10 protein-coding genes and 1 tRNA gene are annotated in these 12,363 nt (G+C 69.5%); 9 read left to right on the top strand and 2 right to left on the bottom strand.

The genetic code is table 11. The features are described from left to right. Positions 1-157: 157 nt before the first annotated feature. Positions 158-1,474, bottom strand: coding sequence for a sensor histidine kinase (locus tag ACIBLC_RS30320; RefSeq protein WP_399214496.1), 1,317 nt, complete (start codon positions 1,472-1,474; stop codon positions 158-160). A 160-nt stretch (positions 1,475-1,634) separates the two neighbouring features. On the opposite strand from ACIBLC_RS30320, the gene ACIBLC_RS30315 reads away from it, so the two are divergent. The 7 genes from ACIBLC_RS30315 to ACIBLC_RS30285 all read left to right on the top strand — a co-directional run bounded on the left by ACIBLC_RS30315 (position 1,635) and on the right by ACIBLC_RS30285 (position 7,383). Continuing rightward, entirely contained in the window at positions 1,635-2,504 is an 870-nt protein-coding gene (locus ACIBLC_RS30315; protein WP_399214495.1) for a hypothetical protein, read from the top strand. Positions 2,505-2,530: 26 nt separating this feature from the next. Next, positions 2,531-2,605: transfer RNA gene (locus ACIBLC_RS30310), tRNA-Gln, on the top strand. Positions 2,606-2,720: 115 nt separating this feature from the next. Beyond that, a complete protein-coding gene (gene glmU / locus ACIBLC_RS30305; RefSeq protein WP_399214494.1) occupies positions 2,721-4,166 on the top strand; it encodes a bifunctional UDP-N-acetylglucosamine diphosphorylase/glucosamine-1-phosphate N-acetyltransferase GlmU in 1,446 nt (481 codons plus the stop codon). A gap of 195 nt (positions 4,167-4,361) precedes the next feature. Further along, complete coding sequence (locus ACIBLC_RS30300) at positions 4,362-5,336, top strand: ribose-phosphate diphosphokinase (RefSeq protein WP_399214493.1); 975 nt, start codon at positions 4,362-4,364, stop codon at positions 5,334-5,336. A 183-nt stretch (positions 5,337-5,519) separates the two neighbouring features. Then, positions 5,520-6,101, top strand: a complete 582-nt coding sequence (locus ACIBLC_RS30295; RefSeq protein ID WP_399214492.1) for a 50S ribosomal protein L25/general stress protein Ctc — start codon at positions 5,520-5,522, stop codon at positions 6,099-6,101. A gap of 84 nt (positions 6,102-6,185) precedes the next feature. Beyond that, entirely contained in the window at positions 6,186-6,788 is a 603-nt protein-coding gene (gene pth, locus ACIBLC_RS30290; RefSeq protein ID WP_399214505.1) for an aminoacyl-tRNA hydrolase, read from the top strand. Positions 6,789-6,873: 85 nt separating this feature from the next. Beyond that, positions 6,874-7,383 (top strand): hypothetical protein, encoded by a 510-nt coding sequence (locus ACIBLC_RS30285; RefSeq protein ID WP_399214491.1) that lies wholly within the window; start codon positions 6,874-6,876, stop codon positions 7,381-7,383. A 66-nt stretch (positions 7,384-7,449) separates the two neighbouring features. Here the strand turns inward: ACIBLC_RS30285 and ppc are convergent, their stop codons facing one another. Beyond that, entirely contained in the window at positions 7,450-10,182 is a 2,733-nt protein-coding gene (gene ppc, locus ACIBLC_RS30280) for a phosphoenolpyruvate carboxylase (RefSeq protein ID WP_399214490.1), read from the bottom strand. 427 nt (positions 10,183-10,609) lie between these two features. Here ppc and ACIBLC_RS30275 point away from each other — a divergent pair, with 427 nt between their 5' ends. Together ACIBLC_RS30275 and ACIBLC_RS30270 are read left to right on the top strand one after the other, a co-directional pair. Then, positions 10,610-11,623: an acyl-CoA desaturase gene (locus ACIBLC_RS30275; protein ID WP_399214489.1), complete on the top strand. Its 1,014-nt coding sequence runs from the start codon at positions 10,610-10,612 to the stop codon at positions 11,621-11,623. Next, positions 11,620-12,300 carry a TetR family transcriptional regulator gene (locus ACIBLC_RS30270; RefSeq protein WP_399214488.1) on the top strand — a complete coding sequence of 227 codons (681 nt, stop codon included), beginning with the start codon at positions 11,620-11,622 and terminating at the stop codon, positions 12,298-12,300. The genes ACIBLC_RS30275 and ACIBLC_RS30270 overlap by 4 nt, the downstream gene beginning before the upstream one ends. The last annotated feature ends 63 nt before the right edge of the window (positions 12,301-12,363 follow it).

The following is a 12,363-nucleotide window of genomic DNA, read 5'->3' as shown; positions in this document are numbered from 1 at the left end:
GGGGGGGGCGGGTAACACCCCGGCCCGGGGGGGCCCCCCCGGCCCCCCCCCCCCGCCCCCCCCCCCCGGGGGGGGGCGCGGGGGGGGGGGGGGGGTTGTCCGGCCCCCGGGCCCCGACCCACCCACCGGCGTCAGCCACCACCCGACCAGGGACCCGTCAGCCACCCCCGGCCGGAATCACCGCAGACACCCGAAACCCCCCGGCATCCGTAGGCCCGGACACAAAAACGCCCCCCAACGCACCGACCCGCTCCTTCATCCCCAGCAACCCGTTCCCCCCACTGGGCAGCCGCACGGACGAAGCCGCCCCCACCTCCGGCGGACACTCGTTCTCCACCTGCATCGCGATCTCCGACACCCGATGCGCCAACCGCACATACGTCTTCGCCCCAGCCGCATGCTTGTGCACGTTGGTCAGCGCCTCCTGCACCACCCGGAACGCCGTCTGCTCGACCTCCGCCGCATACCCCGGCGAGTCCCCCTCGACCGACAGATCCACCACCATCCCCGCCGCCGCGGACTGCCCCACCAGCTCATCGAGCTCGGACAGCGACGGCCCGTCCACGGAGTCACCGGCAACCCGGGACGCCGCGGCAGCGGCCGCGGCGGCGACGGCCACCGCGGCCAACGGCACCGGCTGAACCCGCGCGTCCAGTCCCCCCGTACGCAACACACCCAGCATCTCGCGCAACTCGGTCAGCGCCTGACGCCCCATGTCCCCCACCAGCGCCGCGTTCTTGACCGCCTTCTCGGGATCCTTCCGCGCGACCGCCTGAAGCGCCGCCGCGTGCACGACCATCAGACTCACCCGGTGAGCCACCACATCGTGCATCTCGCGCGCGATCCGCGTCCGCTCCTCATTACGCGCCCACTGCGCCCGCTCCTCCGCCCGCTCCGCGAGCAACTGCAACTCCCGCTCCAGCGAATCCGCCCGCTCCCGCAGGCTCTCCATCAGCCGCCGCCGCGCCCCGACGTACAGCCCGAGCAGTACGGGCGGAGCGGTCATCCCCAGGGCGGTCGACAGGGAGATGAAGGGAACGAACCAGTCCCCCATCGCCACATCCCCGCGCACCACCCCCTGATGCGCCCGCACGAACGTCACGATGAGCATGCCCGCGAAGGACATCCCCGCCAGCGCCCCGATGATCCGCCGCGGCAGCTCGGACGCGGCGAGCGTGTAGAGCCCGACGAGCCCCATCAGGAAGCCCATCTGGGCGGGCGTGATGGCGATCGACACCAGGACGACGGCGATGGGCCACTTCCGCCGCAGCAACAGCGTCAGACCGGCGAGCAGCCCGAACCCCACCCCGACCGGTACCGGCAGCCCCGCGTCGTGCGCGAACCGGATTCCCTCGATGCCGCACTCGGCCGCGGACGCCCCGGCGAGCCCCGCGTCGAGTACCGCGCCGCGCCATCTGACCCACCACCACGGCCCGGTCCCGGCCGCGGTGTGTTCTTCCCCCGTCGTGGTCATGCCTCCAGCCTACGGTCGCCCCCCGCCCCTTTTCCGGTGAGTTTCGGCTACTGGCCTACACCACACCCCTTAATCAAACAGAAGCGAAACCTACCGATATCCCTCGAACTGCTGAATCGATCACCGTTCGACACCGGAAGCCCGCATTCCGCCGGACGGTATGCCTATGGCAAACGCACACGTACGCGGCAAGTACGCGGACTTCGAGGGGCTGCGGGAGCGGGCGGTCGCTCTACGGCGGGCGGGACGGAGCCTGCGACAGATCCGGGACGAGCTCCAGGTCCACAGCAAGGAGGTCCTTCAGCGTCTCGTCGAGGGCGAGCCACCCCCGGAGTGGACGAAGCGCCCCCGCGCGAAGGACGACCTCAGGGACAGGGCTCGCGAGCTGCGGCGCCAAGGCTGGACGTACAACGAGATCCAGGCAGAACTGGAGTGCGCGAAGAGTTCGGTATCACTCTGGGTACGGGATCTGCCCCATCCCGAACCCCGCTGCTCCCCGGAGGAACAGCGAGCGCGGATGAACGCGGGGCTGGCGAGGCTACGCACTTCCCAGGACCGCGAGCGCGAGGAGACCAAGCGGGCGGCGGCGGCAGCGGTCGGGGACCTCTCCGGTCGCGAGCTGTTCCTCGTGGGCGCCGGCCTGTACTGGGCCGAGGGCGGCAAGGACAAGCCCTACAGCCGCCGGGAGCACATCCTCTTCGTCAACAGCGACCCTGGGATGATCTCCGTGTTCCTCGCCTGGCTCGACCTCCTGCAAGTCGAGCGGGACCGCGTGCGCTTCCGCGTGATGATCCACGAGTCCGCCGACGCGGCCGCCGCCGAGCGCTATTGGGCCAGTCACGTCGGGGCCGAGAGCCGCGCTTTCACCAAGACCACGCTGAAGAAGCACAGCCCGAAGACGGTCCGCAAGAACGTAGGCGACACGTACAGAGGCTGCCTCGTGATCTACGTCAGGCAGAGCGCCGATCTGTACCGTCGCGTCGAAGGCACCTGGTACGGCATAGTGTTGGGTGCCACTTCGGCAACCTGACCCAGTGTCCGGTTTAGCCGAGTTATTCCCCCGTGGTGTAATTGGCAGCACTGTGGCTTTTGGTGCCATCTGTCCGGGTTCAAGTCCTGGCGGGGGAGCCATACCCGGTTCGGGCCCTGACAGCCAAGTCAGGGCCCGCTCTCATGTCCCCCCTGAAACCCCCCGGTATCCTGCGGATGTCCACACCCCAGCCATCCGAAGCCGAAGGGCATACCCGTGAGCGCCAACCGCCCGGCAGCCGTCGTCGTCCTCGCAGCGGGTGAGGGCACCCGTATGAAGTCGGCCACACCCAAGGTCCTGCACGACATCTGCGGCCGCTCCCTCGTCGGTCATGTACTCGCCGCCGCACACGAGTTGGACCCGCGGAACCTGGTCGTCGTGGTGGGCCACGCCCGTGAGCAGGTCACCGCGCACCTGGGCGGAACCGACCCCGGCGTACGCACCGCGGTCCAGGCGGAGCAGAACGGCACCGGTCACGCGGTGCGCATGGGCCTGGAGGAGCTCGGCGGCGTCGTCGACGGCACGGTCGTCGTCGTGTGCGGCGACACCCCGCTGCTCACCGGCGAGACGCTGCGGAACCTCGCCGCGGCCCACACCACGGACGGCAACGCGGTCACCGTACTGACCGCCGAGGTCCCGGACGCGACCGGCTACGGCCGCATCGTGCGAGACGCCGGCGGCGCGGTCACCGCGATCGTCGAGCACAAGGACGCCGACGCGTCCCAGCGCGCGATCCGTGAGATCAACTCGGGTGTCTTCGCCTTCGACGGGCAGCTCCTGGCGGACGCTCTCGGGAAGGTGCGTACGGACAACAGCCAGGGCGAGGAGTACCTGACGGACGTCCTCGGCATCCTGCGCGAGGCCGGCCACCGCGTCGGCGCCTCCGTCGCGGGCGACCACCGCGAGATCGCCGGGATCAACAACCGCGTGCAGCTCGCCGAGGCCCGCCGCACCCTGAACGACCGGCTGCTGACCGAGGCCATGCTCGCCGGGGTCACGATCGTCGACCCGGCCTCCACCTGGGTCGACGCCACCGTCACCTTCGAGCGGGACGCGATCGTGCACCCGGGTACGCAGCTCCAGGGCGCCACGCATCTCGCGGAGGGCGCCGAGGTCGGCCCCAACTCCCGTCTGAAGGACACGACGGTGGGAGCGGGGGCCCGTGTCGACAACACCGTGGCCGACGGCGCGGAGGTCGGCCCGCAGGCGAACGTAGGCCCGTTCGCGTATCTCCGCCCCGGGACCCGTATCGGTCTCAGGGCGAAGGTCGGCACGTACGTCGAGACGAAGAACGCGACGATCGGCGAGGGCACGAAGGTCCCGCACCTGTCGTACGTGGGCGACGCGACAATCGGCGACTACTCGAACATCGGTGCCGCCAGCGTGTTCGTGAACTACGACGGGCAGGACAAGCACCACACCACGGTGGGCTCGCACTGCCGTACGGGATCGGACAACATGTTTGTGGCTCCCGTCACTATCGGGGACGGCGCCTACACCGCGGCGGGCTCGGTGATCACCAAGGACGTACCGCCCGGTTCGCTGGCCGTGGCCCGGGGCCAGCAGCGGAATATCGAGGGTTGGGTGGCGCGCAAGCGTCCGGGAAGTGCCGCCGCGAAGGCCGCGGAGACGGCCTCCCGGGAGCCGGACGGCGAAGCCTGACCGGAAACCGCCACGTCCGACACGGCGTACCGTGATAAATACACACCCGCACCCCCAGCTGGGAAGACCTCTCGTAGTGCCCCTCGCGGCAGGCTCGCACGCGCTGACTCGTGTGAGTCGCACGTGGCCTCTGGCCCGCCCGCGGCCGAGAGGCCCTCTCGCACCCTGCTGAGACACCTCTGAGGAGACAGTGCTGTGACCGGGATCAAGACGACCGGCGAGAAGAAGATGATGTTCTTCTCCGGCCGCGCCCACCCCGAGCTTGCCGAGGAGGTCGCCCACAAGCTGGGTGTCGGGGTAGTCCCGACGAAGGCCTTCGACTTCGCCAACGGCGAGATCTACATCCGCTACGAGGAGTCCGCACGCGGCGCCGACTGCTTCCTGATGCAGAGCCACACGGCTCCGATCAACAAGTGGATCATGGAGCAGTTGATCATGATCGACGCTCTGAAGCGGGCCTCCGCGCGGAGCATCACCGTGATCGTGCCCTTCTACGGCTACGCGCGGCAGGACAAGAAGCACCGCGGGCGTGAGCCCATCTCGGCGCGTCTGATCGCCGACCTGATGAAGACCGCCGGTGCCCACCGCATCCTCACGGTCGACCTGCACACCGACCAGATCCAGGGCTTCTTCGACGGCCCGGTCGACCATCTCTTCGCGCTGCCGATCCTCGCGGACTACGTGGGCGCGAAGGTCGACCGCTCCAAGCTGACCGTGGTCTCGCCGGACGCCGGCCGGGTGCGCGTCGCCGACCGCTGGTGCGACCGTCTCGACGCCCCCCTGGCGATCGTGCACAAGCGCCGCGACAAGGACGTCGCCAACCAGGTCACCGTCCACGAGGTCGTCGGTGACGTGAAGGGCCGCGTCTGTGTCCTGGTCGACGACATGATCGACACCGGTGGCACGATCTGCGCCGCGGCGGACGCCCTGTTCGCGCACGGCGCCGAGGACGTCATCGTCACGGCGACGCACGGTGTGCTCTCCGGCCCGGCCGCCGACCGTCTGAAGAACTCCAAGGTCAGCGAGTTCATCTTCACGGACACCCTGCCGACCCCGGGTGAACTGGAGCTCGACAAGATCACGGTGCTGTCGATCGCGCCGACGATCGCGAACGCGGTCCGCGAGGTCTTCGAGGACGGTTCGGTGACGAGCCTCTTCGAGGAGCACTGAGCCCTGCTCGTAGATCGATTTCTGGTACGGCCTTCCCGCCCCGTAAGCTGTCACAGTTGCTCGGCGAGGGAGGCCGTACCGCTGTGAACGCGGGTACGGCGGTCCGTTATCGACGCGCTCTTCGTAGCAGGCCGATGTTCGGCCGGGTGACCCCCTTCCCCATTTGATCTACGAGGAGTGAACATGGCTGACGTCAAGCTCGCCGCCGAGACCCGTACCGAGTTCGGCAAGGGCGCCGCACGCCGTATCCGTCGCGACAACAAGGTTCCGGCCGTTGTCTACGGTCACGGTGCCGAACCCGTCCACGTCACGCTTCCGGGCCACGAGCTTCAGCTCGCCCTGCGTACCGCGAACGTCCTGCTCACCCTGGACATCGACGGCAAGACCGAGCTTGCGATCCCGAAGGCCGTCCAGCGCGACGCGATCAAGGGCTCCCTCGTGCACGTCGACCTGCTCACCGTGCAGAGCGGCGAGAAGGTCACCGTCGAGGTCTACGTCCACACCGAGGGCGAGCTGGCCCCCGGCGCCTACCTGCTCGAGCACGTGCTGAGCACGCTGACGGTCGAGGCCGAGGCCACCCACATCCCCGAGTCGGTCACCGTCTCCATCGCGGGCCTCGAGGCCGGCGCCGCCATCCTCGCCAAGGACATCCCGCTTCCCGAGGGCACCACGCTGGTGATCGACGAGGACGCGGTCGTCCTCCAGGTCCTGGCCGCCCAGGCGGAGGAGGCCTCCGCCGAAGAGGCCGAGACCACCGAGGCCTGATCCTCACCGAGTCATCGTCTGCCGGCCGCCGCTCCCCCGGGAGCGGCGGCTGACGCGTATCAAGGACGGATGGGAGACACGGACGTGACGACGACGACCGACGCAGCCGCCCCCTGGCTGGTCGTGGGGCTCGGCAATCCCGGGCCCGAGTACGCCATGAACCGGCACAACGTGGGCTTCATGGTGGCCGATGTGCTGGCGGGGCGGATCGGCGGGAAGTTCAAGCGGGCGGGCAGGGCGCAGGCCCAGGTGATCGAGGGGCGGATCGGCCCGCCGGGACCGGCGAACCGCCGGGTGGTGCTGGCCAAGCCGATGTCGTACATGAACCTGTCGGGCGGTCCGGTGAACGCGCTGCGCGACTTCTACAAGGTGCCGCTCGCGCATGTGGTCGCGATCCACGACGAGCTGGACATCGACCACGGGGTGCTGCGGCTGAAGCTCGGTGGCGGGGACAACGGCCACAACGGGCTGAAGTCGATGACGAAGGCGATGGGCGCGGACTACCACCGGGTGCGGTTCGGTATCGGGCGTCCTCCTGGGCGTATGCAGGTGGCCGATTTCGTGCTGAAGGACTTCTCGTCGGTGGAGCGCAAGGAGCTCGACTACCTCGTGGACCGCGCGGCGGACGCCGTGGAGTGTCTGGTCATCGAGGGTCTTGAGCGGGCGCAGAGTTCGTACAACTCCTGACCGTCGGCCCTCGCCGGTGTCGAAAGGTTCGTACAACTCGGGACTTGTCCCCCAGCCGAGTTGACCAAGCGCAGGGTCATGGCCAATGATCCCCGCCATGCCCGCCGTCACCTCGGATCAGAGTTCCCGCCGGAGCGCGTACGCGGCGCTGCGGTTCGGGCGGCTCGCGACGATGGGCACGGTCGCGGTGCTGATCCTGGTCGCGGGTGTGTGGGGTTCCTGGGGTTCGGCCCAGCACGTGATGCTGGGCAGGGGCCGGGAGCACGGCACGATGACGGTCACGGCGTGCGGGGCGGACACCTGCACGGGTCCGTACACGCCCAGGTCGGCGGGATCGACCGCGCGGGCCCGCGTCACGATCGAGGAGTCGGTCGCGGTGAAGAAGGGCCGGGTCTACTCGGTGACCGTGAAGCCCGGCAGCGGTGAGGTCGTCCGCTCGGGTCCCGCCGGGCTCCTCTACTCCTGGGTTCCCTTCGGCGGCGCCCTGCTGCTCGCCTCGGTGGTGGTCGCGGGCGGTCTGCGGCTGACGCGGTCGGCGTGGGTGCTCGCGGGGGCGGGGTTCGTGCAGCTGACGGTGACGTTCCTGACCCTGTGAGCTGTGGGTACGTACGACCGTGCCCCCCGTGCCGTGTCGGCATGGGGGGCACGGTCGTACGCGGTCTCAGCCGGTGTTGCGCAGGCCGGCCGCCACGCCGTTGACCGTCAGGAGCAGTGCCCGGGACAGCAGCGGATCGGGTGCGGAGCCGGCCGCCGCCTCGTCGCGCTGGCGCTTGAGGAGGGCGACCTGGAGGTAGGAGATCGGGTCCAGGTAGGCGTCGCGGATGGAGAAGGTCTGCTGGAGGACGGGGTGGGTGTCGAGCAGCTTCTCTCCGCCGGTGATGCGCAGCACCTCGCGGACGGTGAGCTCGTGCTCGGCGCGGATGGCATCGAAGACGTGCTTGAGCTCGTCCGGTACGAGGGTGTCGACGTAGTGGCCGGCGATCCGCAGGTCGGTCTTGGCCAGCGTCATCTCGACGTTGGAGAGGAAGTTGCGGAAGAAGTGCCACTGCTCGTGCATCTCGTCGAGCACGGTGTCGAGGCCGACCTCGCGCAGGGCCTTGAGGCCGGAGCCGACGCCGTACCAGCCGGGGACGATCTGCCGGGACTGGGTCCAGCCGAACACCCACGGGATGGCGCGCAGTCCGTCGAGCGAGACGCCCGAGCCGGGGCGGCGGGAGGGCCGTGAGCCCAGGTGCAGGTCGGCGAGCTGGTCGACCGGCGTGGAGGCGAGGAAGTAGGTCGGCAGGTCGGGGTCCTCGACGAGGCCTCGGTACGCGGTGTGCGCCGCGTCGGAGACGACGTCCATCGCGGCGTCCCAGCGGGCGAGCGCCTCGTCGGACTGGCGCGGGGCGGTGTGCAGCGCGGACGCCTGGAGGGTGGCCGCGACGGTCAGCTCCAGGTTCTCCCTGGCCAGCGACGGCACCAGGTACTTGTCGGAGATGACCTCGCCCTGCTCGGTCACCTTGATCTCGCCCTCGAGCGTGCCCCAGGGCTGCGCGAGGATCGCGTCGTGCGAGGGGCCGCCGCCGCGGCCGACGGTGCCGCCGCGGCCGTGGAAGAGCCGCAGGCGTACGCCGTAGCGGTGGGCGACGTCGCGCAGCCGCCGCTGTGCGCGGTGGATCTCCCACTGCGAGGTGGTGATGCCGCCGAACTTGGAGGAGTCGGAGTAGCCGAGCATGACCTCCTGGACGTCTCCGCGCAGGGCGACGAGGCGCCGGTAGGAGGGGTCGGACAGCATGTCCTCGAGGATGGTGTCGGCGGCCTTGAGCTCGTCCGTGGTCTCCAGGAGCGGCACGATGCCGATCTTCGCCCAGCCGCCGTGCAGGTCGAGCAGTCCGGCCTCGCGGGCCAGGACGGCGGCGGCGAAGACGTCGTCCGCGCCCTGGCACATCGAGATGATGTACGACTCGATGACCTCGGGCCCGAAGATCTTCAGGGCCCGCTTGACCGTCTCGAAGACGCCCAGGGTCTTGTGTCCGGCGGCGTCCAGCGGAGCCGGGGTGGGGGCCAGCGGGCGCCGGGACCTGAGCTCCTTGGCGAGCAGCTTGGTGCGGTAGTCGCGGGGCATGTCCGCGTAACGCCAGGACTCCTCGCCGAGGCGGTCGAAGAGCTGGCCGAGCGCGTGGTGGTGGGCGTCCGCGTGCTCGCGTACGTCCATGGTGGCGAGCTGGAGGCCGAAGGCGGCGAGGGTGCGGATGGTGCGGTTCATCCGGCCGTCGGCGAACAGCGCGCCGCGGTGCTCGCGCAGCGAGGACTGGATCTGCGTCAGGTCGTGGAGGAGCTCGGCGGTGCCGAGGTAGTCGCGTCCGGCCTCGTGCGGGGTGCCCGTGGCCAGCCGCTTCTTGGTGTTCTCCAGCTTCTGGCGGATGCAGGTGGCCTTGAGCCGGTAGGGCTCCTCGGCGTTCAGCCGCTTGTAGCGGGGGCTGATCTCCGGGAGGCGCTCCAGGTCGGTCTGGAGGGAGGTGAGCAGCTCTTCGGTGGCGCCCGTGTAGCGGATGGAGTTGGAGAGGAAGCCGCGGAGTTCGTCGATCAGCTCCAGGGCGTCGTTGATCCCGTGCTCGTGCTGGAGGATCAGGACGTCCCAGGTGACGTCGGGGGTGACGTTCGGGTTGCCGTCGCGGTCGCCGCCGATCCAGGTGCCGAAGGTGAGCGGCCGGGTGTCGTCGGGGAGGGTCACCCCGACGCGCTCCAGCTCGGCGGTGAGGTCCTCGAGTACGTCGCCCACGGCGCCGGCGTGCAGCTCGTCCAGGTAGTAGATGGCGTTGCGGGCCTCGTCGGCGGGCTCGGGGCGTACGACGCGCAGCTCGTCCGTCTGCCACACCAGGTCGATGTTCTCGGCCAGACGGGTGTCGTAGCGGCGTCGGTCGGCCTCGATGACCGGGGTCTCCAGGAGCGCGGCGATGCGGCGCAGCTTGTTGAGGACGGAGCGGCGCGCGGCCTCGGTGGGGTGCGCCGTGAACACCGGGCGGACGTTCAGGTTCTTGACCGTCTCGCGCAGGTGGTCGGGGTCGGCGTCCTTGAGGCGGTCGGCCGTACGGGCGAGGAGGCTGCCCTCGGCGGCGCGCTTGGCCCGCAGTTCGCGGCCGCGGTGCACCTGCTCGGTGACGTTGGCGAGGTGGAAGTAGGTGGAGAAGGCGCGGACCAGCTTGGCGGCGGTCTCCAGTTCGGTTCCGCGCAGCAGCTCGGCGGCGGCCTCGCCGTCCTCGCGGGTCAGTCGGCGGACCTTCTCGACCAGTTCGAGGAGTTCGGGACCCTCCTGGCGGACCAGGGTCTCGCCCAGCAGGTCACCCAACCGGCGGATATCGGCGCGCAGCTCGCTGCTGGTCGTCGTGGTCTGGTCGTCGGCACTGCTCACAGGTGCGGCTCCTTGCAGTGTTGAAGCTCGTCCGAAGAGTGAAAGCTCGTCTGAAGCTCGGCTGGGAGGGAACCCGGGTGGCGACCGCGCGGCGGGTGCCGCTTAGGAGGGTGGCATCCGGGAATCAATCAGAACGGACCGCGCTGTCCGACCGACTCCCAGGATAGTTGTCCACGCGGACGCGCAGGCTCTCGGGCTCTGGCCGCCGGCCTTCGCGCTGCCATACTTACGACGCCGTAGGTTACGGAAGCGTAGGTAATCCCGTCAGAAAGAGGGAGGACCCTGAGCTCCGTATCGCGGTACCGGGAGGGCCGGAGGCTTCAGGGACGTGTTCCCGGGCACTCGGTTCACCGCTCATTCCGGTATCTGGTTCTCTCCTCTCTCCCCGGACTTCTGTCCTCACCCTCGAACCCCACAGGGGACGCCCATGACCACGAGCTCCGATGTGATCGACGACGCCCCGCAGGCGAACAACGACACCCCGCTCCCCTCCGCCACCCTGGGCGGTGAGAAGAAGGGGTCGCTCGAGCAGTTCGCGCTCCTCCTCTTCATCGTCGTCCCGTTCCTCGCACTGGTGGCCGCGGTGCCCCTGGCCTGGAACTGGGGCGGAGTGAGCTGGCTCGACCTCGGCCTGCTGGTCTTCTTCTACTACCTGGGTTGCCACGGCGTCACGATCGGCTACCACCGCTACTTCACCCACGGTGCCTTCAAGGCGAAGCGCCCGCTGCGGATCGCGCTGGCGGTCGCCGGCTCGATGGCGGTCGAAGGGCCGGTGGTCCGGTGGGTCGCCGACCACCGCAAGCACCACAAGTTCTCCGACGCCGAGGGTGACCCGCACTCGCCGTGGCGCTTCGGGGAGACGCTTCCGGCTCTGATGAAGGGCCTGTGGTGGGCGCACATCGGCTGGATGTTCGACGAGGAGCGGACTCCGCAGGACAAGTACGCGCCGGATCTCATCAAGGACCCGGCGATCCGTGCGATTTCGCGCCATTTCCTGTACTACACGATCCTTTCGCTGGCCCTTCCGCCGCTGGTCGGTGGTCTGGTGACGATGTCCTGGTGGGGCGCGTTCACGGCTTTCTTCTGGGGCTCACTCGTTCGAGTGGCGCTGCTGCATCACGTGACCTGGTCGATCAACTCGATCTGCCACGCGGTGGGCAAGCGTCCCTTCAAGTCGCGTGACCGTTCGGGCAACGTGTGGTGGCTGGCCGTGCTCTCCTGCGGCGAGTCCTGGCACAACCTGCACCACGCCGACCCGACCTCGGCGCGGCACGGTGTGGAGCGCGGCCAGCTCGACTCCTCGGCCCGGATCATCCGCTGGTGCGAGCAGCTCGGCTGGGCGTACGACGTGCGCTGGCCGTCACGCTCGCGTATCGATTCCCGCCGGAATACGGACGGGTCCGACTCCCGCCGCCAGACGGAAGCCGCCGACCCGGCATGATTGACGGCGTGGCGACCGACTCCAGCAGCACCCCGAGCAGCAATGAGAAACCGCGGCGCCCACGCCGTACCCGCATGACAGGCGCAGAGCGCCGTCAGCAGCTGCTGGAGATCGGCCGCACCCTCTTCGCGGCCAAGGGTTTCGAGGGCACGTCGGTGGAGGAGATCGCGGCGAAGGCCGGGGTCTCCAAACCGGTGGTCTACGAGCACTTCGGCGGCAAGGAGGGGCTGTACGCGGTGGTGGTCGACCGCGAGATGCGCCGCCTGCTGGACATGGTGACCAGCTCGCTCACGGCGGGTCACCCCCGTGAGCTGTGCGAGCAGGCGGCCTTCGCACTCCTCGACTACATCGAGGAGTACACGGACGGTTTCCGGATCCTCGTCCGCGATTCCCCGATCCCCCAGTCCACGGGTTCCTTCGCGTCCCTGATCTCGGACATCGCGACCCAGGTCGAGGACATCCTGGGCCGCGAGTTCAAGAGCCGCGGCTTCGACTCCAAGCTCGCGCCGCTGTACGCCCAGGCCCTGGTCGGCATGGTCGCGCTCACCGGCCAGTGGTGGCTGGACGTCCGCCGCCCCAAGAAGGCGGAGGTCGCGGCCCACCTGGTGAACCTCGCCTGGCACGGCCTGGACGGCCTGGAGGCGAAGCCCCGCCTGATAGGACACCGCAAGAGCTGAGGCTCCGCGGCGGGCCTCGACACCCTTTGCGACGCCGGTTGCCGGTTCCCGCCGCCACGGTGG

The sequence above is a fragment of the Streptomyces sp. NPDC050535 genome (genome assembly GCF_044457665.1).
Classification (GTDB): domain Bacteria; phylum Actinomycetota; class Actinomycetes; order Streptomycetales; family Streptomycetaceae; genus Streptomyces.
This window is presented reverse-complemented; position numbering and strand designations above follow the sequence as displayed.